This is a genomic window from Desulforhopalus vacuolatus, from assembly GCF_016918505.1.
In the GTDB taxonomy this organism is placed as follows: Bacteria; Desulfobacterota; Desulfobulbia; order Desulfobulbales; family Desulfocapsaceae; genus Desulforhopalus; species Desulforhopalus vacuolatus.
Genome location: NZ_JAFFPZ010000006.1, coordinates 131,414 through 154,591, shown reverse-complemented (window position 1 = coordinate 154,591; position 23,178 = coordinate 131,414). Strand labels below are relative to the sequence as shown.

The window sequence follows — 23,178 nt, the reverse complement described above, 5'->3', positions numbered from 1 at the left end:
ACCCCGTGGTGACAATGTGGCGTGTATGTTTCGCGGGTTATCGGTGTTCCTGTTCGATTACGGTTGCACCGTTATTGTTACGTTTATCGTCACCGTGTAGACAAGGCATGCCTTGTCTCTACATTATCGCTGGAATCACTGTTGTGCCGATATTTCACCAATGATGTGTAAGGTCACGGTTATCACCCCGTGGTGACAATGTGGCGTGTATATTTCGCGGGTTATTCGGTGTTTCGTATTCGGTTACGGTTGCACCGTTATTGTTACGTTTATCGTCACCGTGTAGACAAGGCATGCCTTGTCTCTACATCATTGCCGGAATCACTGTTGTACCGATTTTTCACCGATGATGATGTAAGGTCACGGTTATCACCATTGCGATCAATTTTACATCCTGTTTATTCATTTGTAATCGCCAAGAAAGATGTCCACGCAGTTGCGTTCTCTGGTTAATACAAAATGTAAATGATATAACAACAGCAATTCCCTGTTTAATTTAAAAAATATTTTTCCTTAAATCCTTTTTGCCTTTATTCGCCTTATTCGAGCTTTTATTCGCTGGCAAAAAAATCTTTTCGCTGTTCCACCTAAATGTTTCTGCCTTTCTTCGTGTTCCTTCGCGTTCTTCGCGGTAAAAAATGCCTTACCGCCTTTTGCTTTTCCCTTTCTCCCGTCTCCTTTCTCCCGTCTCCTTTCTCCCCTTTTCCAGCATTTTTTTGAGAATTTCTTCCGCCACCGCGCTGACACTCCTGCCGTCGGTGGTAATGCGAGAAAAACGGCCGTATCCTGCCTCTCGCTCAGCAAGCAGAGTGCGAATCTTCTCTTCAGGATTTTCCACGTTGAGCATGGGCCGTTTCTCAATTCCCCTCGCCAGCACTCGCCGAAGGATCTCCTCCGGGTTGGCAACAAGAGTAAAAATACAGCTGTTTGTGCCAAGGGCCTCAGCACTGACCGGATCCAGCAGCATCTTTCCGCCGGTGGCGATCACCAGCTCCTCTTCCCGTGCCAGCTCGACAGCGGTCTGCTGTTCCAGCTTACGGAAAAAAGCTTCACCCTCAGTGGCGAAGATGTCAGCCACCGACTTTCCCTGCCGTTCTACGATCAGGTCATCAGTGTCGATAAAACGGCGTCCCAGTTTTTTTGCCAGCAGATGCCCCACCGTGCTCTTGCCGCAGGCCATGAATCCGGTAAGGACAATATTTTTCTTCATTACACTCCTTTAGGGTCTTTGAATATGAACAAGATATAAGGTTCTTTAAGGTATTATGGTGAAAGACGGAACGACAAAAAGGGAAAAAGAAAAAGAGGGAGAGGGAGAAAGGAGGCGGGAGACGGGAGGCGGGAAAAAGCAAAAGCCGGAACAGCGAAAGGACTTTTTTGCCAACGAATAAAGGCTCGAATAAGGCGAATAAAAGCATTTTATATATAAAAATCTTAGTATGTTTAGCGTGTTTCGTTGGCTGCCTGGTCTTTCGCTTTTCGCCTTTTGCTTTTCCCTTTCTCCCGTCTCCTTTCTCCTTTTTTCCGTCTCCTTTTAGAAAGAAAAAACAATTTTCACGGCGACGACAATTAGTACCACCCCGGTGATACGGTCGATAAGCACTGCCCGCGCGCGCAGCATCTCGAGAATTTTCCCGCTGGAGATAATGACAACCACAAAGGTATACCAGCCGCCATCGGTAATGACCGGCGTGAGAACGGTGAGGAATTTACCGGCAGTAGTAGTCTCCTGGCTGACGACCTGACTGAAAAGAGCGAGGAAAAAGAGGCCGATTTTGGGGTTGAGAGCAGAGATCATGATGCCGTCCCGCATTGCCTCAAGCGGCCGCTGCTGCTTCCCTTCAGTGAGTGTGGCGGAGATTCCTCCCCTTGAATGGAGAGCCTTCCAGCCGAGCCAGGCGAGATAGCAGGCTCCGGCGATACCGATACAATGGAAAAGGATCGGTATGTTTTTCAACACAATAGCAAGACCAAGCACGGTGAGCAGGGCATAAATGCAAATGCCGCAGGCGTGACTCCAGGCAGTAAGCACTCCGTTGAGACGACCGCCGCCGAGAGTGTTGCGCACCACAACAGCGAGACTTGGCCCAGGCGACATGGCACCGAGAAGGGCAACAGCAAAAAGTGAGAGCCAGTCTGAAAAGGTCATTTTCTTCCTTGAATTATTGATAAAACAGACATGTTACACATACAAAAAAACAAAGACAAGGGAAAGGGGAGACAGGAGACAGGAGACAGGAGAAAGGGAAAAGCAAAAGACAGAACAGCTAAAAGATTTTTTACCAACGAATAACTGCTCGAATAAGGGCGAAAAGCGGAAAGTAAAGATATAACAACAGCAAATCTCTGTTTAGTTTTAAAATCTTTTTCCCTTCTCCTGTCCTGCCCGCCTTAATTAAATAAAATCTTTGTCCTTAAATCTTTTTCGCTTTTATTCGCATTATTCAAGCTTTTATTCGTTGGCAAAAAAATCTGTTGTCTTGTCTTGTCTTGTCTTGTCTTTTGCTTTTTCCTTTCTCCCGTCTCCCGTCTCCCGTCTCCTTTCTCCCTTCTTCTCTCTCCTGCAATCAGGCAGCAACACTGCCAAGCTTCAACACAATTCCCTTCTCTTCAGAAAGACTGCCGCCGAGCAGAGAGAGGGCCGCCGCCTCTTCTTCGTTGGGGAAGTCGGCAAGAAGCAACGTGCCACCACTTTCCATGCGCAACACCGCCGCACCATCCACCCCGGAAGTCTCAAGAGTGAGCGTATCACCTTGACCAAGCTGATCCAGACAGTGCATGTAAAGACGGTAGAATAAAAATTGCAGCAGTGTGGGAGAGTTGAGCAGCACCGCGTCGGCGTTGTTTTTCAGCTCCAGTTTCACCTGCCTGAGACGGGCTGGCCGTTCAACAAAGGCAGCCATCTCCGCGACCACCTCACTGAGGGAAAAACTGGAGATTGGGGTATCCAGGCGGTGGGCAAAACTGCTCAGATGGTGGAACAGCCCGGCCGAAACGACTACTCGATTTTCAATGAGATCGGTTGTTTTCTGGAACCGTTCCACAAGAACGGGATCCATCCCGGCAGCATTTATCTCCACAAGATCCGCAATCAGCCCGGCAGATTCACGGATAATACTGAGGTGGTTTTTCATATCATGAGAGAAACCGGCCAACAGCTGTCCATAAGACTCAATCTGACTCTCACACAGTTTTTGCTCGTCGCCTGCCATTGTCTTCTCCCCTCAGTTTTCCAGCGTTTTCAATTTTGCCAGCAGCTCTTTGAGCTCCACCGGCTTCATCAGATAGTCTATCGCGCCGAGGGCCAGCCCCTCCTTCCCGGCCTCCCCCGAACCGTGTCCGGTAAGCATGATGGTACGGGTCTGCGGCAGATCTCTGCTGATGACCTTCAAGACGTCAAAACCGCTCATATCCGGCATCTTCATATCGAGCAGCACGACATCCGGGACAGAAGCGCTGAGCGCTGCCAGCCCCTCTGTGCCGCTATGCGCCTCAGACACATCAAATTTCCGCAGTTTTAACCGCTGGCAGAGAGTTGTGGCAAATTCAACCTCATCATCAATAATCAAAATCTTCATGGAGCCTCCTTGTCTATTTTCTGCACAAAACTGCTCTGCGCATCACCTTACACATCCGTTTTTTCTTTCCCTGCTTCTTTGTTCCGAACCGGCAGCAGAAAGGTAAAGGTGGTCCCTTTTCCTTCCTCAGAATCAACCTTGATACGGCCGCCGAGTTTGTTAATGATGCCGTAGGTAATTGACATCCCCAGTCCAGTCCCCTTGCCAGTAGGCTTGGTGGTGTAGAAGGGCTCAAAGAGACGTTCGAGAGTCTCTTTGTTCATGCCGCAGCCGGTGTCGGCGATTTTAACCTCTACATGACCGGGATCCATCTGACGGGTAGATATGTTAATTTCCCCATCTTTGCAAATGGCGTAGATGGCATTGTTGAGAATATTAAGGAAGACCTGTTGCAACTGCCCGCGGTCACTGACAATGGGTGTCAGGTGTTCGGCAAAGTGGAAATTGATCCCCACCTGATTGTAGCTTGCCTCTCGGTCAACAAAGGAGGTTACTTCCTTAAGCATCTTGTTGATCTCAATCTCCTCCTCGGTCACATCGGTATGCCGGGCAAAGCCAAGCAGACGGTGGGTGATTGTCTTGCAGCGTTCCACGCTCTCGTCGATCCCGCTTAACGCCCCGCTCAGCTCTGTTTTATATTCAAAGTCTCCGGTCATCTCCATGTAGTCTTCCATCAATCCCGCCTTCTGATTGATGATTGCCAGGGGATTGTTGATCTCATGTGCCACACCGGCGGCCAGCCGTCCGATGGAGGCGAGTTTATCGTTGTTTTCCGCCTCTCGCAGGAACTGTTTCCGCTTGAGATCACTCGCGCGAATATATTCGGTAATGGCCCGACTGATGCTGATGATAATAAGAATCGACAGCACTCCGCAGGAGACCAGGTAGAAAAAGAGGTGATTGCGAAAATTGATCCATTTGGCCCCTCGGCGGTAGTCTTCCTTAACCATCACCAGCCGCCACGGAGTCCCGATCACCGGGCGGATTACCCGCAGCATGGCTTTACCGTCGGTCATCTGCCGGTCAATGAGAAATTCCCCGCCCACCGCCTGCCGGTGTCGTTCCACTTCTGCGTCAAGCCGGCGGTTAAGAGCTCCGCCACCGATGAAGATGGAGGGCTTTCCGCGCTCTCCATATTTTTTGGGGGTGGTCTGCAGGATTGCTTGTTGATCGACGAGAAAAAGATCATCCACTGACGTCGCCGCCACCGCATCTACATAGCGCTGCAGGGTCTTGCCATCAATGTTTACCCGCATCACCCACTGTCCGCCACCCTTAAGTTTGCGGGAAACAGCCACGACAAAGTGAGGGACACCACGAAAGCCGGTGAAAATGTTACTGATATAGAACCCCTTGTTCAGAGTTTCATCATACCAGGGCTGACCAATATAACTCTGTCCCTTACTGACATAGTCCCCCTCCCAGGCGGCGGTGTGCCCGTCCGGGCCAACCACCTCAATATCGGTATAATCGGGAAAGGAGTTACGCAGACGGAGAAAGAGGTTTTGGAGAACACCCGGCTGAAGCAATTCGTCATAGCGATCCTCATGGCCGGCAAAGTTGATGATGGAGCGCAGTTTGACAACAAACAGCTCGACGGTATTCTCTGCCTGCTCCGCGTTGAGCAGCAGACGTCCGACCTCTTCCTCTTCCAGCATCCGTTTATACTGAGAATGGGCAAGCACAGAGATGATAAACATGGGAATCAGTACCAGTGCCAGCAGTATGCAGGTGAGGCTGCTGGAGAATTGCCGATAGCGACGTTCCAGCGCCTCCGGCGACTCAATATCGCCGGAGAGGGAAGGCATGATCTTCGAGATGATGTTCATGGGGGCTCCTTGTGAGTTCTCTTCCGTGTTCTTTCCCTTCAAGGGAACATTGAATAACCAGTCTTTCGTCTCTCTTCTCCCGTCTCCTTTTTCTTTTGCGTTCTTCGCGGTAAAAAATAGTCTTACCGTTTTTTCTATACCCGCAGGATATCCCCGGCGGACAGTTCTCCGCCGACGGCAAGGTCAAGAGCCGGTTTCCAGCGGCCGATTACAGAATCGATCACGGTTATTTTTTTCCACTTGAGAAAACGGTAATGCTCCTCCTCAATGCCACAGCAGACCACACACTTCACCTGTTCCTTGAGAATCATGTCACAGAGTCCCTCCGCAGAGGGATTGGCGAGAAGAATAAATCGCGGTTCTTCGAGGAGCTGCCGGTCATAGCAGGTGGCGATAAGCACTTCAGTCGCGTTATCAAAACGGGGAGCCACATGGTTACCACAGGTAGGAATGAGAAGTTTCATTGTTTCACTCCAGATTATAATCTTTTATCTTTCGCCACAGGGTGGTGCGTCCCATGCCGAGCAGCTCTGCCGCCCTGCCCCTTCGGCCGCCCGCCTGCTGCAGAGCGTTGAGAATACGCTGCTGTTCCAGCTCCGCCCAACCCGTGGCGGGAGTGACGGGGGCCGGTGCAGGTTGATCAGGCCGGGGGGCGGAAGACGCCCCGTCTGTCCGCACTTTAAGCGGCTCAAAGAGATAATCCGGCAGGTCACCACAGCCAATGCGGGTGCCGCGACACATATTTACTCCATACTCCACGGTGTTGCGCAGTTCGCGAACGTTACCCGGCCAGCGATAGCCAACCAGCCGCCGTATTGCCTCAGTGTCGAACCCCTCTACCCGAGAGTGGTTGAGGCGTACACTGCGCCGTAGAAAATGGTCCAGCAACAGCCGTACGTCCCCTGCCCGATCCCGTAACGGCGGCACCCGCAGGTGGAGAACATTGAGACGAAAGAAGAGATCTTCGCGAAAACGTTCCTCAGCCACCTCCCTCCGCAAGTCTCGATGAGTGGCGGCAATAAGACGAACATCTACCGTCACCGAGCTGGAACTTCCCACCGGATAAAAGCGGCTGTCATCCAGCACTGACAACAATTTCACCTGCAGAGACAGGGAGAGGTCACCAATCTCTGTGAGAAAAAGGGTTCCGTGATCGGCGAGACGGAACATGCCGGGATGGTCTTTTACCGCGCCGGTAAAAGCACCGCGCTGGTGACCAAACAGTTCGGACTCCAGCAGTGCCTCTGGCAGCGCGCCGCAGTTCACCTTGATGAAAGCGCGTCCAGCGCGGGCGGAGGCCTCGTGCAACTCTTCGGCAATACGATCCTTGCCACTGCCGGTCTCCCCCGTAATCAGCACTGAGGCGTCGGTACGGGCAAGAATGGCCATTCGTTCAAAAACATCCTGCATCTGCGGACTGTGACCAACCAGGGTTGAACTGCTCCGTCCTCCGCCACCCGGTTCCGAGCGTTCTGCCTTCTCCACCACGAGCACCAGCCCCGGTCTGTCTTCCGTTTCTCCATCAATGGAATCGACCCGGCTGAGAGTAAACTGCACCCACTGACTGATTCGCCTGCGGTTGAGCAACGTCCCGTTCCGACAAACTCTCTCCCCACTTTCCAGCACCTTCCCGGCAAGAGAACTGCCCGCGCCGATACTGGAACGAAGGATAAATTCTGCGCCAATGCCGCACGCCTCACCGGCACTGTAGCCGGTCATCTCCTGCAGTCGGGAGTTGATGCCGCGTACCAGCAGACTGGCGTCGAGAAGCATCACCCCGTGAGGAATAGCATTGAGGATATCGTCGAGCATTATTATTGGCCCCCTGTTAAATCCTCATCGGGTATGGCAACACCCTTTTGGGCACATCGAATACTCGCCCATTTCCCTGATTACAGTTAAAAAAGGAGAAAAGACAAAGAGGGAGAAAGGAGACGGGAGACGGGAGACGGGAAAAAACAGGGCAACAAAATCTGATGATGTCCGCTGTGGGAGGGAGTGTTTCAAAGTATCCTTGTGAAAGACGGAACGACAAAAGACTTTTTGCCAACGAATAAAGGCTCGAATAAGGCGAATAAAGACATTTTAAACAAAAGCATAACTTCTTAAAAAGCTATGAAAAAGACAAAGAATTTTACCGCGAAGAACGCGAAGGACGCGAAGAGTAAAGACAGACCAACAACAGCAATTCCCTGTTGAGTTTAAAAAATCTTTGTTCTCAAATGCTTTTTGCCTTCTTCCGCCTTTTTCCGTGTGTTTCGTTGGCTATCCAGTCTTTCGCTTCCCGCCTTTTGCTTTTCCCTGTCTTTTCCGCCTTTCTTCGTGTCCTTCGCGTCCTTCGCGATAAAAATTGTCTTTTGCCCTATTCGCATTATTCGAGCTTTTATTCGTTGGCAAAAAAATCTGTTGTCTTGTCTTTTGCCTTTCCCGTCCTTCGCTTTTTCCTGTCTCCTGTCTCCTGTCTCCTGTCTCCTTTCTCCCTTTTCCTTCCGGGAACCTTGAAGAATCAAAAATTCAACAGTCTTGATTCTTCAAGATTCCCTTTTCCTTATACGTATATTTTCATACCCATCAGTGGCCAGATAACAACAACGGCAAACCAGATAACTGCCATAAGCATGACACTGGCAAGCGCACCGTATCTGAAAAATTCCCCTGGAGTAAACTGCTTCGAGCTGTAGGCGATAGCGTTTGGTGCCGCTCCGACCAGCAGCAGGAAGGGCATACCTGCAGTAACGAGGGAGCTGAAGAGGATAACTTCACCGCTCACACCAAGGTAAGGTGCGATAACCAGCGCCACCGGTAGAGAAATCGCGATAGCCGCCACATTCATGATGAAGTTGGTCATTATCAGGACAAAGAAGGCCATCCCCAGGATAAAGACGATGCCGGGGGAGGATTTAAACAATGCCAGCCAGTGAACAGCCATCCATTTCGCAGCGCCCGTATCCCAGAGACAGAAACCGATAGACATGGCACCGGCAAAGAGCAGAATAATGTTCCAGGGAATCTCCTCAAGGTCGTCCACAGAGAGGATGCTGAGGATGAAAAAGGCGATGGTGGAAAGCAGCAGTATGGCTGTTTTGTGCAGCCCGGAAAAAGCCGGGACAAAGTTTTTTAGAGCAATGACGAGAATGGTGATAAAGACAATACTGAGCGCCAGGATCTCATTACGGCTCCATTTTCCGAGGTTGCTATACATGGTCTTCGAGCGTGCCTGCAAACCCGGTACGCTCTTCTGTTCCGGCTTGAAAAAAAACATTATAAAAAGCCAGAGAAGAAAGACCATCAGCCAGCCAACCGGGAACATGTATGCGGTGAGGGTGAAGAAACTGATATCAACGTGCATGATATCTTTATAAAAACCGAGAGCCACAGCACCACGGGCGGCACCAAGCAGAGTAATGATAGAACCGGCACCGGCCACCCAGGCCATGCCGATGAACAATCCCTTCCCGAAACGGGTGGGATGATCGCCATCCGCGTAAAGTGCATGGATGGTCATCAGCAGCGGAAACATAGTGGCAGCAACTGCCGTATGCGCCATGAGATGGGTCATCGCGGCGGTCATCACAAAACAGCCAAGGTAAATGTTCGAGGTCTTCTCGCCTACGATGGAAAGCATTTTGTAGGCGATACGTTTTGTCAGGCCCGTCTTGGTAAAAACCATTCCGAAGACAATGGAACCAAAGATAAAGAGAACTGACGGGTCCATGAAATCATTGAAGGCAACTTTCGGATCACGGATCATGAAGAGGGCCTGCAGCGCTCCGATGGCAAGACTGGTGATACCGATGGGCACCACTTCAAAAACCCACCACACGGCAGCGAGCAGAAATATGCCGATCGCCCCTTTGGCCGGCGTGCTCAGCTCAAAATGTTTGCCGAGCGGATCAATGGCGTCCGGCCACGGCGGGCAGTAATAGACAAAAAGAAAAAGCCCAATTCCGAGCAGGATGAAAAACCACCGCTTCAGGTCAATACCTTGACCTTCTACCGCTTCCGCGGTCTCTGCTGCAATCATGATTAACCTCCGTAAATATGTTTAAGGACCGAAAACGCACCTTTCCCTTTCGCGCCGTTGGCGCCAGAAAGCATCCTGCCCCTGTTTCACATCAGGAATATTCTCTCCTTACCAGCTCTTACTCTTCAGAATATGCTGAATCTCCTCTTCCGAGCGCTCCAGCAGACGGTCCATGCGTGCCTCTTTGGCCGCACGAATGGCCGCCATCAAAGCCTGAAGATCCACCGGTTTTTCGAGATAATCGGTAGCCCCGCTCTTCATCGCCTCAATACCGCTTTTTACTGAGGAGTGTCCGGTGAGCATGATAACTTCAAGGTCAGGCCGTTTCTCCTTCACCTGACGCAGGGTTTCAAGGCCATCGATACCCGGCATGGAAAGATCCACCACAGCGACATCAATGGAGTGATCATCAACCGCTTCCACCGCTTCCTCGCCATTAACTACAGGAACGACATCCAGCCCGCGGGCCTCAAGACGCCGGGTCATAAGATCGACAAAATCTGTTTCGTCATCAACAATTAATACTTTGGTTGCCATCAGGCTGGTCATATTGTCTCCTTGTTTTCTCTACGGGAAATCATCTTCCCTTTTCGTTCATCCATCTTTTTGAGCTTTGGATTCCTTGAGAGCTCCCTTGAAGTCAGACGCCTCCCTCAATACTTTTAAGCTTCTCATCGGCCACCTTTTTATACGCTTTATCAATCACCTCGGTAAGCTGCTTGATATCCACAGGCTTTTGCAGGTAGTCAAAGGCTCCCATCTTGAGGCAGGTGGCGCGGTCATCTTCGGAACCATGACCGGTGAGAACGATGATCTCAATTTCCGGCTTCGCCTTTTTCGTCTTTTCAAGAACCTCAAGGCCCTGGACTCCAGGCATCTTGAGGTCAAGTACCATCACGTCCGGAGTTTCGGTTTCAAGACACTCCAGCGCCTGTTCACCATCAAAAACCGGATAACTCCCATATTGACGGGTAACAAGCCGCTCGGAAAGTGTTTGGACAAAATCCCTTTCATCATCCACCAGCAGTACCTTCGGTGGCAGGGAAAACTGTTGATCACGGATGATAGAGACAGCAGAGTCGCCACTGGCGAGCACTTCTATGCTCTTTACTCCATCCACCGATGAAATGATCCCGCGCATGGTCTCCGCGAGGCGCGTGAAATTGAAAGAGGATTTATTCACCTTGAGCGTGACACAGCCGTTTTCGCAGAGGACGGTTGGGGTATAACCTTTCAATACCAGTGCCAGTTCGGCATCCGCCGCGATGCCGAGATCTCTGGCAGCCTGTCGGGAGGCCTCAGTGGCGAGGATTCCGGGCCGGTGATAGTGCTCAAGGATGAGCTGGGCCATCTCCCGTGCGGTCAATTCACCGGCGGGAATGCTGATATCATAAAAAGAGGTGTCGCTAAAGGGTTTACCATGGACCAGCATGGAGAAATCAAGCGCCTCATCATCGCATTTTTTCAGCAGCTTCTCAGCACCCTTCTCCGTCATTCCCTCTTCAAGCGCCCGCTGAATACGGTTTCTTTTCTCATCAAACACCGCCACCCGTAAAACATGGGTAACCGCCGATGGCACCAGCAACGCGGAAAGACCGCAAAGAATGATACCATCCCCCAGCAGCACGTTAGCAACAGCTGTCTTCAGCCAGGCCTGCGCCCGCTCTTTCTCAAGGGTAAATTGATTAAAAACCGATTTTGCTCCGAAAACTGCCCGTTGCACCTTTTTCAAATCCATACCAGAACGATGTGCCACATCTTCAAGGAGATCTATATCGCATACAATGGTATAACCCGTGGTCGCAGCAAGCTGCTTTTTCAACTCTTCTTCCAGAACAAAGTTACAATAAAACAATGCTATAGATGACATTCCATACTCCTGTGCTGAGGGTTAGAGGGAAAACAGCGACCGACGTTCACTGTCTCAGAATATTTTTAAAGCACAAATCATGCCAGAAACGGCAGGCACAAAAAAACACTTCTCTTTTCAGGATGTTAACGCGGAAACACAAGAAAAGAGGTTTCTCTTTTTCTTTAGAATAACAAGGGGTAAGAGGGGGAACAATACAATTTGAAACATTTAGAAACAACCTCGACTCTCCTTTGAAACAAAAGGAAACATCAATGTGTGAAACAGTATGAAGATAAAAGGGATATGATGAAACAGGGAGACAGGAGACAGGAGACGGGAAAAAGCAGGACAACAAAACCTGATGACGTTTGTTATGGGATGAGATTGTTTCAAGGTTCCCTTGTGAAAGACGGAACAACAAAAGATTTTTTGCCAACGAATAACTGCTCGAATAAGGCGAATAAAGGCAAAAAGCGGAAAAGCAATTTTTACCGCGAAGAACACGGAGTAAAGATATAACAACAGCAATTCCCTGTTTAATTTTAAAATCTTTTTTTAAAGTTTTTTGCCTTTATTCGCGTGTTTCGAGCTTTTATTCGTTGGCAAAAAAATCTGTTGTCCCGTCTTTTGCTTTTCCCGTCCTTTTAGCTTTTCTTCGCGCTCCTTAGCGTTCTTCGCGGTAAAAAATTGCCTTACCGTCCTTTGCTTTTTCCTTTCTCCCGTCTCCTGTCTCCCTCTTCCTCCTTTTTCCTACTCTCCGTTCAACGTCTCCGTCAATTTGCGAAACTCCTCCTTCATCTGCGCATTCTCAAAGACCATTAACTCCGGGGTCTGCATCGCCGAGAGATGGCCAAGCATAGTTTCGGCATTCTGCATCAGAGTAATGAGATCACGCGCCGCCTGCACCGTCTCCCACGTATTCATCGCCGCCATATATTCGTGATTCACCTTTTCCCTGGCCTCAGCGATACGCTCGCGGTTCCTGCGCAAACAGCCGCCGTAGACTTGCGCCGTACGGATTGTAAGACGCTGGGCGGCAAGGTTGGTGCGGTAGATTGCACGAAACTTTTCCGGTTCGGCGGCCATCTTCGTTCTGGTCTCCTCAATAAGCTCGCTCTGTCGGCTGACTATCTCCCCGATCCGCTTGAGATACTCCTCATCAATGCGCGTTTCACATTGCTGATAAAAATTAATCAATGAGCGCAGCAACAGGGCATGCATTCCGTAGTAGCGGCGAGCCATTTCCGGGTTTTCCCTCGACTCAAGGGTAAGCCGCTGCAACTCAACAGTGATCACTTTGATATTATTGAAAACGGCAATGCGATGAATATCGTCGTCGCCGGAAACCGAATAGACCAGGGTCTCCACCTGGTCGCGATTGATCTGAATTCCAAGACGAACAAGAGCGGCAGTAAGGGCATCAATCTTCAGTTCAAGCTGCTGCCGGGCCTCTTTCAACCGCACGTCGAGAGCGATAACATCCTCGTCAATCTCCACCTGATCCTTCTTCCACACCTTCCAGCTTTCCACTTTTTCCGGTGCAGCAATCCGCCTGGTTCTCAAGCTTGCCTGTTTTTTTTGAATGGTGCGGATATCCTCCTGCAGTTCATCAATATCCTTCTTGATCTGCGAGATATCTGCTGCGCCCAGCAGTTCAACAACATCATCGAGGATATCATCAATATCGGAATCAACACTCACCTTATCGGAAGTGAAGGGATTCCAGCTTGAATCGGGCACTCCGGAGCGTTCCTCCAGCTTCCCCACCGCATCTGAAAGATCGCCGTGCAGCTTTCCCCAGATATTTTCCAGCTCGTCCGCAGATGCCGTCCCGGCAAGAAGTACAGCAGACAAGATGGAGACAATGCTGCATATCACCATTATTTTTCGTATCATCACACCCTCCTTTTTTTTACAAATAGTCTTGAATAACGAGAGTTTTCCATCAGTTTCCAACTAATATAATACATTATGGAGACTACATGCGAAAAAGCTGCCCTGGAGAAATACTTGTTTCCACTTTTTTTATTTTTTTTGTACTATGGATATCTTGAATACGCTTGTATTTCGTTCATATTCGAGGCACAGGGGGAAGAAGAAGGCAGGAGACGGGAGAAAGGAGACAGGAAAAAACAAAGGACGGTAAGGCAATTTTTTACCGCGAAGAACACGAAGGAAGGCGGAAGAAGGAGACAGGAGAAAGGAGAAATCAAAAGACGGAACAGCGAAAAACTTTTTGCCAACGAATAAAAGCTCTAAACACGCGAATAAAGGCACAAAACTTTAAAAAAAGATTTTAAAATTAAACAGGGAATTGCTGTTGCTCTATCTTTATTCTTCGCGTTCTTCGTGTCCTTCGCGGTGAAATTCTTTGTCTTTTTTATATAAAATGTCCTTATTCGAGCAGTTATTCGTTGGCAAAAAATCTTTTGTCGTTCCGTCTTCCACAAGGATATTTTGAAACACTCCCTCCCACAGCGGACATCATCAGATTTTGTTGCCCTGTTTTTTCCCGTCTCCTGTTTCCTGCCTCCTGCCTCCTTTCTCCCTCTCTGTTGCAAAGAAAAATTTTGCAGCCGGCAGACCAGCCTTCCGTTTTCGTCAACAGTCACGTGGTCGGCACGTGTACTGTATAGAATTAACCACTCTTCAACCAAAGGTGATTTCTGTGAAGAAAAAGTTTATCTCCCTCTGTCTCGCCGGTGCCCTTGTGCTCACCGGCAGCTTCGTCAGCGCAAAAACACTGCGCCTCGCCATGGACGCAGATCCGGTCTCCCTTGATCCGCTTGTTCAGCTCTCCGGCGGCATGCTGCAGTATTCCCATATAGTTTTTGATCCACTTGTGCGCTGGTCTTCAACGATGGAATTTGAGCCACGGCTGGCCACATCCTGGGAACGCATCGATCCACTTACCCTGCGCATGCATCTGCGCAAAGGGGTGAAATTTCACTCCGGTAACGACTTCACCGCCAAAGATGTGGCATGGACCATTGACCGTCTGAAAAAGAGTCAGGATTTCAAGGGGCTCTTCGAAAGCTTTACTGCCGCTGAGATTATCGACGACTACACTGTCGACATCAAAACCAGCGTCCCCTATGGCCTGACCATGAACATGTGTACCTACATTTTTCCGATGGACTCAAAATTTTACACCGGTAAAGACGAGAAGGGGCAGCCGAAAGATGCCATTATCAAAACCGACTACTCCTTCGCCAACGTCAACGAATCCGGCACCGGCCCCTTTCAGGTCATTGAGCGTGAGCAGGGACAGCGCTGGCTGCTCAAAGCCTTCCCCGGTTACTGGGACAAGAACCACGGTAATATTGATGAGATTGTGCTCACCCCGATAAGTGAAAATGCAACCCGGGTGGCCGCCCTGCTTGCCGGAGATGTAGATTTCATCATGCCGGTTCCCCCGCAGGATTTCGATCGTATCGACAGTGATAAAAAAATCGATCTGATCACCATGCCGGGGACCCGTATCATCACCCTGCAGCTGAATGGCAAGAGATGTCCGCCTCTGGCCAACCCAAAGGTGCGTCTCGCTATTGATTATGCCATCAACAATCCCGGTATCGTCCAAAAGATCATGAAGAACCGTGCCACCGTTGCCGGTCAAAACTCCCCGAAGGGATATGCCGGTTACAACCCGGCACTCACCCCGCGCTATGACGTCAACAAAGCAAAGGAACTGATGAAGGAAGCCGGGTATGAGAAGGGCTTCACCGCCACCATGATCGCCCCGAACAATCGTTACGTCAACGACGAGAAAATCTCGCAGGCAATCGTGGCCATGCTTTCCAAAATTGGTATCAAGATCAATCTGAAAACCATGCCCAAGGCGCAGTACTGGGATGAGTTTGACAATCAGGTCGCCGACATCCAGCTCATTGGCTGGCATTCCGATACTGAAGACTCCGCCAACTTTTTCGAGTATCTTTACCTCTGTCCAGACAAAGAGACCGGCAAGGGCCAATACAACAGCGGCAACTACTGCAATCCCAAAGTTGACGAGCTGACCCTCGCCTCCAACAGTGAAACTGATCTTACGAAACGGGCGAAGATGCTGCAGGAAGTCGAGCAGATTCTCTACGATGATGCTGCCTTTACTCCATTGCACTGGCAGATGCTCTCCTGGGCTGCCAGCACGAAACTGAGCAATGCGAAAGACATTGTCAACGTTATGAACTTCCCCTACTTTGGGGACCTGAACATGGAGTAAGCCTCACGTGCTGTTCCAGTGTTCCAGTAAAGGGTACCTTGAATAATCGCCCGTCTCCTTTCTCCCTTCTCCTGTCCCTCGAAGATGAACGGAATACAAGGTTCTTCAAGGTCCCCGGAGCACTCTTTTTTAACCTCAACCCGCCCATAAACCGCGCCCATGTTTGCATTTATTATTCGTCGTATTACCCAGGCCATTTTCGTGATGCTGGTTATCAGCGTCATCGGCTTCGCCATTAAACAGAGCGTGGGCGACCCGGTGCGCGAAATTACCGGCATCTCAGTCTCTGTGGCGGAACGTGATGCCCTCCGGGACAAACTCGGCCTGAATGATCCCTTCCCCGTTCAGTGGTTCCGCTTTGTCAAAGGTGCTCTGCATGGCGATCTCGGCAATTCGTTTAAATATAAAAGACCGGCGGTACAGGTGATTCTCTCCAAAGCCCCGGCCACCCTTGAACTGGTTCTCACCACATCAATTCTCGTTGTCCTGCTCTCTATTCCGATTGGAATCTACGCCGCGATTCACTCGAAATCATGGTGGGCACGCCTGGCGATGGGCGGCAGTATAATCGGCGTTTCCATCCCGGTGTTTCTCACCGCAATTCTACTGATTTATGTCTTTGCGGTGTGGCTGCAGTGGCTGCCCTCCTTTGGCCGAGGTGAGCTGGTGGAGATCTTCCCCGGCTGGAAATCAGGCTTTTTCACCTGGAGCGGCCTTGCCCATCTCTTCCTGCCCACCATCTCCCTCACCTCCATCATGCTGCCGCTCTTCATCCGCCTGATTCGTGCGGAGATGACGGAAACCCTGCAGACGGAATATGTAAAATACGCCCGCGCCAGGGGACTGAAGGAAAACAGGATTCTCTACGTCCATGCCTTCAAGAACACCCTGCTGCCAGTCATCACGGTGGGCGGTGTGCAGCTTGGGACGCTGATCGCCTTCACGATCCTTACGGAGACGGTCTTCCAGTGGGGAGGCATGGGCTCGATGTTTATTAAAGCGGTGGAGGACGCAGACACCTCCCTGATGGTCGCCTATCTTGTCTTCGTCGGGCTTATCTTTGTGGTGGTCAACACCGTGGTGGATGTGATCTACGGTTACGTCAACCCGATGATCAGAACCGGAGGAGGGAAATGAGATTCTTCAAAAAGATTACCGGCTCCAACCTTTTCTACAATTTTCTCCGCGATCCGATGGCCATCGGCAGTGCCACTGTGCTGCTCTTTCTTATCGTGGCCAGCTTTGGTGCACCGCTCTTTGCCCCGCACAATCCCTATGACCAGACCACCATCGACATCATGGATGCGGAACTGCCGCCAATCTGGACTGGAGCTGCTGATGCCGACAGCCGCTTCCTGCTCGGCACCGACCCGCAGGGACGCGGCATGCTCTCCACCATGCTCTACGGCATGCGGGTCTCCGTACTCATCGGCGTGGGGGCAGTAGTGCTGCAGTCGCTGATCGGTATCATTATCGGATTGATCGCAGGCTACAAGGGCGGTCGTCTGGAAGCCCTGCTGATGCGCCTCGCCGACGTGCAGCTCAGCTTCTCCACTTATATGGTGGCAATCTTTATCAGTGCCGTGTTTCAAGGAATCTTCGGAATGGGGGTGTACTCGGACTACGCCCTCGGTCTGCTGATACTGGTCATCGGCTTCGCCGAATGGCCACAGTATGCCCGTACGGTACGCGCCTCGGTGATGGCGGAGAAGAACAAGGAGTATGTGGAGGCGGCACGGGTTATTGGTCTTCCCCAGTGGCGTATCATGTTCCGCCATATTCTCCCCAACACGATGACCCCGGTACTGGTTATTTCCACGGTGCAGGTGGCCAACGCCATTATGAGTGAGGCAGCGCTCTCCTTCATCGGCCTCGGCATGCCGCCGTCCCAGCCATCTCTCGGCTCACTGATTAAATCGGGCTTTGACTATATCGCCAGCGGCTCATGGTGGATCAGCCTCTTTCCCGGCATTGCCCTCGTGGTACTGATCCTCTCCATCAATCTCCTCGGCGACTGGCTGCGGGACTACCTTAATCCCAAACTCTACAAGGACTAAACCGTGCAGAAACAAGAACCTCTCCTTTCGGTTCGTGAGCTCAGCGTCGCCTTTAAAATGCGGGACTGCGTGCTCACCGCAGTAGACGGCGTCAGTTTCGATCTGGACCGCAGCCAGCGGCTCGGTCTCGTGGGAGAATCCGGGGCGGGTAAATCGGTAACCGGTTTCGCCATCATCAACCTCGTCAGCAGGCCCGGTTATATCTCTGGCGGGCAGGTCTTTTTTGAGGGACGTGACCTTGCCACGTTCTCCGAAGAAGAGATGCGCAATATCCGTGGCAACCGCATCTCCATGATCTTCCAGGATCCGATGATGACTCTCAATCCGGTGCTGACCATCGGCCAGCAGATGATTGAAACCCTCAAGGCCCATCGCCACATCAGCAAACACGAAGCGGAGAAGCTCGCCCTGAGCAAGTTGCAGAAAGTGGCCATTCCCTCCCCGGAGAAGCGACTCACCCAGTATCCCCATGAATTCTCCGGCGGCATGCGCCAGCGCATCGTCATCGCCATCGCCCTGCTTACCTCGCCCTCGCTGATTATCGCCGATGAGCCGACCACCGCACTGGATGTCACCATCCAGGCGGACATAATGGAACTGTTGCTCAAGCTCTGCGAAGAAGAAGAGATGGCGCTGCTTCTCATTACCCATGACCTTGCCGTCGTCAGTCAGGTGGCGGAGCGCATCGCGGTGATGTATGCCGGGCGAATCGCCGAACTCGGGTCCACAGAAGCAATCGTCAACACCCCGCAGCACCCTTACACACAGGGACTGCTCAAGGCGCTGCCGCAGAAGGTGGAGCGGCGGAAACGCTTGAATCAGATTCCCGGCAACATGCCGAGCCTGCAGGAGCGCCCGCCGGGCTGCGCCTTTTATGATCGATGTGAACTGCGCGGAGAGATCTGTCACAGAGAGATTCCCCGCCTCGAAGAGAAAAACGGCGGGCTGGTGGCCTGCCACATGGTCAAGGACGCCGCAGGAAAGGAAGAAAAATGAGTGATTTCATAGAGATAAAGAACCTCGTCAAACGCTTTGACATCTCCGGCGGCCTGCTGGAGGAGATCCGTTTCAAGGGGGGAATCCACCGAAAAAAGACGGTAGTGCATGCGCTTAATGGAGTAAGTTTTGGCATAAAAAAGGGCGAGACAGTGAGTGTGGTCGGCGAGTCCGGCTGCGGAAAATCGACCCTCGCGCGCTGCGTGATCCGCATATATCGGCCGGAAAGTGGCGAGGTGCTCTACAACGGCACACGGGTGGACAACCTCTCCTCATCGGCCATCAAACCCTGGCGCGCGAAGATGCAGATGGTCTTCCAGGATCCCTACGCCTCGCTCAATCCACGCATGACGGTCTATCAGACCCTGCTGGAGCCGATTCGCTTCCACTTCCCGAATGTCTCACGCTCCGAGGCGGACGATCGGGTGGCAACAGTGATGAAACAGGTGGGCGTTGATCCCGACTGGCGCAAACGCTATCCTCATGAATTCTCGGGCGGGCAGCGGCAGCGAATCTCTCTTGCACGGGCGCTGGCGGTGAAGCCGGAGTTTATTATCGCTGACGAGCCCATTGCCGCACTTGATGTCTCTATTCAGGCACAGATCCTCAACCTCTTCATGGACCTGCAGGAAGAACAGGGGCTCACCTATCTTTTTATCAGTCATGATCTTTCCGTCGTGGAACATATCTCCAACCGGGTGGTAGTGATGTATCTCGGTTCACTGTGCGAATTTGCCGGAACGGAGCAGCTCTATACAGACCCGAAACACCCCTACACCCGTGCCCTGCTCTCAGCCATTCCCAGGTTTGGCAGTGAAGGATTTAACCATCTGCGGCTGCCTGGAGATGTCCCGACACCAATCAACCTGCCTACTGGCTGTGTCTTCCACGGTCGCTGTCCCCACGCCGACGAGCGATGCCGCCGGGAGGTTCCCGCACTGATTACTGCGGCGGACGGCCGTGTGGTGGCCTGCCACGGAGTGGAAGAGGGTCGCCTTGAATGGCTTTGAAGAAATAGGAAAGAGGGAGAAAGGAGACGGGAGAAAGGAAAAAACAAAGGCGAAAGACGGTAAGACATTTTTTTTTACCGCGAAGAACGCGAAGGAAAGCAAAAGCATTTGAGAATAAAGATTTTTTTGTATTAAAACAGGTAGGACGGGAAAAGCAAAAGACGGAACAGCGAAAAACTTTTTGCCAACGAATAAAAGCTCTAACCACTCGAATAAAGGCAAAAAACTTTAAAAAAAGATTTTAAAATTAAACAAGGAATTGCTGTTGTTCTATCTTTACTCTTCGCGTTCTTCGTGTCCTTCGCGGTAAAAATTGCTTTTCCGCTTTTCCGCTTTTTGCCTTTATTCGCCTTATTCGAGCAGTTATTCGTTGGCAGAAAAATCTTTTCGCTGTTCCGTTCTTTTGCTTTTCCCTGTCTCCTTTCTCCCTTTTCCCTTCTGCTCCTCGAATATGAACGAAATACAAGATTCTTCCAGCTACCCTTCAGACAAGGCCAGACATGACAACTCTCAAAGTTTTTGCCGTCGATATGGATGGCACTTTTCTCGACGACCACAAACAGTACGACAAGCCGCGCTTTCTGCGGCAGCTTGCCACCATGCGGCAGCAGGGAATTCATTTTGTCGCCGCCAGTGGCAACCGGCTCGCCACTCTGCACCGCTATCTCCCTGAAGTGAAAAAAGAGATCGGCTTTGTGGCAGAAAACGGCGGCTATGTTCTTGATGGTGAGAAGATACTCCTCACCGCAGGCATGAGTCAGGAGCAGCTTGCCCCGATTTTCGCCCTTCTGCCTCGATTTCCCCGAATTATCACCGTGGCCTGCTGCCGGGACGAAGCTTTTTGCCTGAGTTCTCTCTCCGAGACCACGCTTAACGCACTCCATCCTTACTATGTTTCTCCTGCCAGGATTGCAGCTTTTACGGAGATTAAGGAGCCCATCCTGAAACTCGCCATCTGGATTCCCCCACAGGACAGGGAGAATCTCATCACCACTCTGACCCTTCCGGCACGGGGCAAAAGCCTGCGCCTCGTGGACAGCGGCAACTGCTTCACTGACCTGCTGCGTAATGATGTCTCCAAGGCCGCCGGCCTTCGCCACCTGCTGCAGCACTGGCAGGTACGAGACGGGGAAGTCGCCTCTTTTGGCGACAACAGCAATGATGTTGAGATGCTGCGCATGACGCCATTCAGCTTCGCTCCTGTCAATGCCAAAGAAAGTGCAAAGAAAGCTGCACGAATTATCATCGGTAACAACAATGATAATGCCGTGCAAAATACAATAGACTACATCCTGATCGGAAACCCTCTCTGAATGCTCCCCCTTTCTTCAACATGACGACAAAGAAGCTGAAGTTGGCCAGATATCCCCTTGACTTTTCTTCCAATAATTGCGTATATAAAAATTGATGCGAGCAGGGCAGGCAATAAAAATAACATCTTTCCTGATACAGGATACACGGGGAAATTCACCTGTTTCCAGCGCTATTGACATCAGGTGGGTTAACATGCTAATTTATTTGCTTTTTTTGTTAAAAAACAGTTAAAAAACGCGAAAAAAGCTTTAGAAAGGCTGCTTTGAAAAAGCTATTCATTTTTTTGAAAAAATTGTATGATAGTGGTTATTTCAAGTAATTTTGTATTTCGTTCATATTCGATGTACAGGAGAAAATATACAGTATTTATAGCTTTGATATCGGAGCATGGCACCTGCCTGCGAAGATATCTTTTTTGACTGTAACGAAGAAGAGGGACGATTACTCAATGTTCCCTGATGATATTTGAGAAGAGGGAAGTTAAGTCTTATTTATAAAAAGGAGAAAATTATGCTGAGAAAAATTTGTACAATTTTTGTTGTTCTTATGCTTTCCAGTTCGCTTGCTTTTGCTGCCGATTGGAATCAGGATGCTCAGAGTACATTCGCAGATAAAGTGAGCAATGAAAGTCCGTCTGCTGCGGTAACCTGGGCTCTCAGCGAGGGATTTTCTCCCGCTCAAATCCTGAAAGGAGGGGTTGATGCCGGTCTTAATGATCAGCAGCTTCAGGATATTGTATATGCCATGTATGTAGCTGATATTTCGGGCGAGGTCATCCAGGCTGCGGCAGAGGAAGCTGGGATTGATATGACTATTGTTAACGCTGCCTCCGCACAGTTTATAGAATCGGGCGGAACCCCCAGCACCTCTACAGGCAGCGTTGATCCTCCCGAGTCAGAGTCAGTAAGTCCTTACACGTTCTGATCTAAATTGCATCTATTTTTCATTTTTCGCTTAAAGAGGAGCATAATGAATATATTTAAAAGAAAAACAGTACATTATACACTTGTTGCACTCACTCTGGCAGCCCCGGTTTATGCAGCGGAAGCAGTTACGAACGACGACAGTCTCCTGATTGAAGAGAAAACCTCTTCAACGGAGACTCTATTCGGCATGGAAAGCGGTTATGTTCACCCCTTCTTTCGAGTTGAAGAATCCTGGACGGACAACCTTTTTTATGACAATGATAATGAGGTAGACAGCTGGAAAACCCGCTTCAACCCAGGTATCTGGCTCACTTTGCCAGGTTCGAAGAAACTGCCGGTAGCAATTACCCCAAACAACACCTCCCCCGCAGGACTGCAGAGTCAGATCAAGGATAATCAAACGGGTACTGAACGATACCAGGCCTTCGCACTGGCCGATATTAATGCCTTTTCCTATTCGGAAGATTCTGATCTCAACTCCGTTGGAGGGGATGCCCAGGGCCTTTTTCGCTATAATATGCGCGGTGGGCTCTCCCTGCAGGTACTTGATGCCTATAAGGCCTCCAGTGATTCTTTTCGTGATACCAGCTCCTCCGACCGATCTGTCCGTGAGTATGATTCCAACCTTGCCATGGCCACTGCGGATTACCGGATCAGTGAAAAATTTCGTCTCAAGACGGACTATTCCAATTTCTATCTTGATTACGATGACAGCGTTGACAATGATCTCAACCGAAGCGATAACGCTGTAGATCTTTACACCTACTTTGATTATAGTGTGAAGACTTCTTTTTTCCTGGAATATAAATTTGTCGATGTCGCCTACGATACAGCCTCAGAAAAAGACAGTAATCAACACTTTGTTTACGCAGGTATGAACTGGAAGAAGTCCGACAAAATTAAACTTCATGCGAAAGCCGGTTATCAAAGACGAGAGTATGATGATGCTGTAACTTCAGGGGATGATTCGAACAACCTGGCTTTTGAACTCGGAGCCGATTACCGGATATCTTCCAAAACAGGCTTTACCCTCAGCGGCCACAGGAGCAGCGACGAATCAGGCTCTCTCACTTCTCTTAACACAACCGTCACTGGTATTAACGTCGGTTTCCGCCAGGATATTTCCGATAAATTTGCGGTCATGATTAACGGACTCTGGGAAAATTCTGACTATACAAACTATGATGACTCGGACCGTACGGATAACCGTTATTCGATGACACCATCCCTTCAGTATTCCGTGTATGACTGGATGATGACGGAACTGACCTACTCATGGGATTATCGGACCTCTGATTCTGATATTTACGAGTACACCACAAATACAGTGATGCTCAGTTTGAACATCAGCATGTAAGGAGCACAAAAAC

The 23,178-nt window shown here is 50.4% G+C and carries 20 protein-coding genes; 8 read left to right on the top strand and 12 right to left on the bottom strand.

Translation table 11 applies throughout. From position 1 onward, the window contains the following. Positions 1–154 precede the first annotated feature (154 nt). From JWG39_RS06045 to JWG39_RS05990, 12 genes are all read right to left on the bottom strand, one after another. Positions 155–295, bottom strand: a complete 141-nt coding sequence (locus tag JWG39_RS06045) for a hypothetical protein (RefSeq protein WP_205218480.1) — start codon at positions 293–295, stop codon at positions 155–157. Positions 296–643: 348 nt separating this feature from the next. Further along, positions 644–1,210 (bottom strand): shikimate kinase, encoded by a 567-nt coding sequence (locus JWG39_RS06040; protein ID WP_205218479.1) that lies wholly within the window; start codon positions 1,208–1,210, stop codon positions 644–646. Positions 1,211–1,534: 324 nt separating this feature from the next. After that, complete coding sequence (locus tag JWG39_RS06035) at positions 1,535–2,149, bottom strand: LysE family translocator (RefSeq protein WP_205218478.1); 615 nt, start codon at positions 2,147–2,149, stop codon at positions 1,535–1,537. Between the two features lie 418 nt (positions 2,150–2,567). After that, positions 2,568–3,212, bottom strand: a complete 645-nt coding sequence (locus JWG39_RS06030; RefSeq protein ID WP_205218477.1) for an ATP-binding protein — start codon at positions 3,210–3,212, stop codon at positions 2,568–2,570. A gap of 12 nt (positions 3,213–3,224) precedes the next feature. Beyond that, positions 3,225–3,578 carry a response regulator gene (locus JWG39_RS06025; RefSeq protein WP_205218476.1) on the bottom strand — a complete coding sequence of 118 codons (354 nt, stop codon included), beginning with the start codon at positions 3,576–3,578 and terminating at the stop codon, positions 3,225–3,227. Positions 3,579–3,625: 47 nt separating this feature from the next. Then, positions 3,626–5,407: a sensor histidine kinase gene (locus JWG39_RS06020; RefSeq protein ID WP_205218475.1), complete on the bottom strand. Its 1,782-nt coding sequence runs from the start codon at positions 5,405–5,407 to the stop codon at positions 3,626–3,628. Between the two features lie 134 nt (positions 5,408–5,541). Continuing rightward, complete coding sequence (locus JWG39_RS06015; RefSeq protein ID WP_205218474.1) at positions 5,542–5,871, bottom strand: NifB/NifX family molybdenum-iron cluster-binding protein; 330 nt, start codon at positions 5,869–5,871, stop codon at positions 5,542–5,544. Between the two features lie 4 nt (positions 5,872–5,875). Next, positions 5,876–7,219 (bottom strand): sigma-54 interaction domain-containing protein, encoded by a 1,344-nt coding sequence (locus tag JWG39_RS06010; protein WP_205218473.1) that lies wholly within the window; start codon positions 7,217–7,219, stop codon positions 5,876–5,878. A 736-nt stretch (positions 7,220–7,955) separates the two neighbouring features. Next, on the bottom strand, positions 7,956–9,431 hold the full coding sequence (locus tag JWG39_RS06005; protein WP_205218472.1) for an SLC13 family permease: 1,476 nt from the start codon (positions 9,429–9,431) through the stop codon (positions 7,956–7,958). Between the two features lie 108 nt (positions 9,432–9,539). Next, positions 9,540–9,980, bottom strand: a complete 441-nt coding sequence (locus JWG39_RS06000) for a response regulator (protein WP_205218471.1) — start codon at positions 9,978–9,980, stop codon at positions 9,540–9,542. 91 nt (positions 9,981–10,071) lie between these two features. Beyond that, the gene (locus JWG39_RS05995) at positions 10,072–11,301 is read right to left on the bottom strand and encodes a response regulator (RefSeq protein WP_205218470.1); all 1,230 of its coding nucleotides are present in this window, start codon (positions 11,299–11,301) and stop codon (positions 10,072–10,074) included. A 732-nt stretch (positions 11,302–12,033) separates the two neighbouring features. Beyond that, positions 12,034–13,179, bottom strand: a complete 1,146-nt coding sequence (locus JWG39_RS05990) for a hypothetical protein (RefSeq protein WP_205218469.1) — start codon at positions 13,177–13,179, stop codon at positions 12,034–12,036. Positions 13,180–13,951: 772 nt separating this feature from the next. On the opposite strand from JWG39_RS05990, the gene JWG39_RS05985 reads away from it, so the two are divergent. The 8 genes from JWG39_RS05985 (at position 13,952) to JWG39_RS05950 (ending at position 23,165) form a co-directional block, all read left to right on the top strand. After that, the gene (locus tag JWG39_RS05985; protein ID WP_338032186.1) at positions 13,952–15,505 is read left to right on the top strand and encodes an ABC transporter substrate-binding protein; all 1,554 of its coding nucleotides are present in this window, start codon (positions 13,952–13,954) and stop codon (positions 15,503–15,505) included. Between the two features lie 159 nt (positions 15,506–15,664). Beyond that, positions 15,665–16,642 (top strand): ABC transporter permease, encoded by a 978-nt coding sequence (locus tag JWG39_RS05980; protein WP_205218468.1) that lies wholly within the window; start codon positions 15,665–15,667, stop codon positions 16,640–16,642. Next, a complete protein-coding gene (locus tag JWG39_RS05975) occupies positions 16,639–17,562 on the top strand; it encodes an ABC transporter permease (protein WP_205218467.1) in 924 nt (307 codons plus the stop codon). Before JWG39_RS05980 ends, JWG39_RS05975 begins: the two co-directional genes overlap by 4 nt. A 57-nt stretch (positions 17,563–17,619) precedes the next feature. Then, complete coding sequence (locus JWG39_RS05970; RefSeq protein ID WP_205218500.1) at positions 17,620–18,558, top strand: ABC transporter ATP-binding protein; 939 nt, start codon at positions 17,620–17,622, stop codon at positions 18,556–18,558. Beyond that, positions 18,555–19,568, top strand: coding sequence for an ABC transporter ATP-binding protein (locus JWG39_RS05965; protein WP_205218466.1), 1,014 nt, complete (start codon positions 18,555–18,557; stop codon positions 19,566–19,568). The genes JWG39_RS05970 and JWG39_RS05965 overlap by 4 nt, the downstream gene beginning before the upstream one ends. 500 nt (positions 19,569–20,068) lie before the next feature. Continuing rightward, positions 20,069–20,881, top strand: coding sequence for a Cof-type HAD-IIB family hydrolase (locus JWG39_RS05960; RefSeq protein WP_205218465.1), 813 nt, complete (start codon positions 20,069–20,071; stop codon positions 20,879–20,881). A 511-nt stretch (positions 20,882–21,392) separates the two neighbouring features. Further along, the gene (locus tag JWG39_RS05955) at positions 21,393–21,806 is read left to right on the top strand and encodes a hypothetical protein (RefSeq protein WP_205218464.1); all 414 of its coding nucleotides are present in this window, start codon (positions 21,393–21,395) and stop codon (positions 21,804–21,806) included. Positions 21,807–21,851: 45 nt separating this feature from the next. Next, complete coding sequence (locus JWG39_RS05950) at positions 21,852–23,165, top strand: outer membrane beta-barrel protein (protein WP_205218463.1); 1,314 nt, start codon at positions 21,852–21,854, stop codon at positions 23,163–23,165. Positions 23,166–23,178: the final 13 nt, after the last annotated feature.

Coding starts and splice junctions, on each gene's coding strand:
- JWG39_RS06045 (WP_205218480.1), bottom strand. CDS start 295: ATGCCTTGTCTACACGGTGACGATAAACGTAACAATAACGGTGCAACC.
- JWG39_RS06040 (WP_205218479.1), bottom strand. CDS start 1,210: ATGAAGAAAAATATTGTCCTTACCGGATTCATGGCCTGCGGCAAGAGC.
- JWG39_RS06035 (WP_205218478.1), bottom strand. CDS start 2,149: ATGACCTTTTCAGACTGGCTCTCACTTTTTGCTGTTGCCCTTCTCGGT.
- JWG39_RS06030 (WP_205218477.1), bottom strand. CDS start 3,212: ATGGCAGGCGACGAGCAAAAACTGTGTGAGAGTCAGATTGAGTCTTAT.
- JWG39_RS06025 (WP_205218476.1), bottom strand. CDS start 3,578: ATGAAGATTTTGATTATTGATGATGAGGTTGAATTTGCCACAACTCTC.
- JWG39_RS06020 (WP_205218475.1), bottom strand. CDS start 5,407: ATGAACATCATCTCGAAGATCATGCCTTCCCTCTCCGGCGATATTGAG.
- JWG39_RS06015 (WP_205218474.1), bottom strand. CDS start 5,871: ATGAAACTTCTCATTCCTACCTGTGGTAACCATGTGGCTCCCCGTTTT.
- JWG39_RS06010 (WP_205218473.1), bottom strand. CDS start 7,219: ATGCTCGACGATATCCTCAATGCTATTCCTCACGGGGTGATGCTTCTC.
- JWG39_RS06005 (WP_205218472.1), bottom strand. CDS start 9,431: ATGATTGCAGCAGAGACCGCGGAAGCGGTAGAAGGTCAAGGTATTGAC.
- JWG39_RS06000 (WP_205218471.1), bottom strand. CDS start 9,980: ATGACCAGCCTGATGGCAACCAAAGTATTAATTGTTGATGACGAAACA.
- JWG39_RS05995 (WP_205218470.1), bottom strand. CDS start 11,301: ATGTCATCTATAGCATTGTTTTATTGTAACTTTGTTCTGGAAGAAGAG.
- JWG39_RS05990 (WP_205218469.1), bottom strand. CDS start 13,179: ATGATACGAAAAATAATGGTGATATGCAGCATTGTCTCCATCTTGTCT.
- JWG39_RS05980 (WP_205218468.1), top strand. CDS start 15,665: ATGTTTGCATTTATTATTCGTCGTATTACCCAGGCCATTTTCGTGATG.
- JWG39_RS05975 (WP_205218467.1), top strand. CDS start 16,639: ATGAGATTCTTCAAAAAGATTACCGGCTCCAACCTTTTCTACAATTTT.
- JWG39_RS05970 (WP_205218500.1), top strand. CDS start 17,620: ATGCGGGACTGCGTGCTCACCGCAGTAGACGGCGTCAGTTTCGATCTG.
- JWG39_RS05965 (WP_205218466.1), top strand. CDS start 18,555: ATGAGTGATTTCATAGAGATAAAGAACCTCGTCAAACGCTTTGACATC.
- JWG39_RS05960 (WP_205218465.1), top strand. CDS start 20,069: ATGACAACTCTCAAAGTTTTTGCCGTCGATATGGATGGCACTTTTCTC.
- JWG39_RS05955 (WP_205218464.1), top strand. CDS start 21,393: ATGCTGAGAAAAATTTGTACAATTTTTGTTGTTCTTATGCTTTCCAGT.
- JWG39_RS05950 (WP_205218463.1), top strand. CDS start 21,852: ATGAATATATTTAAAAGAAAAACAGTACATTATACACTTGTTGCACTC.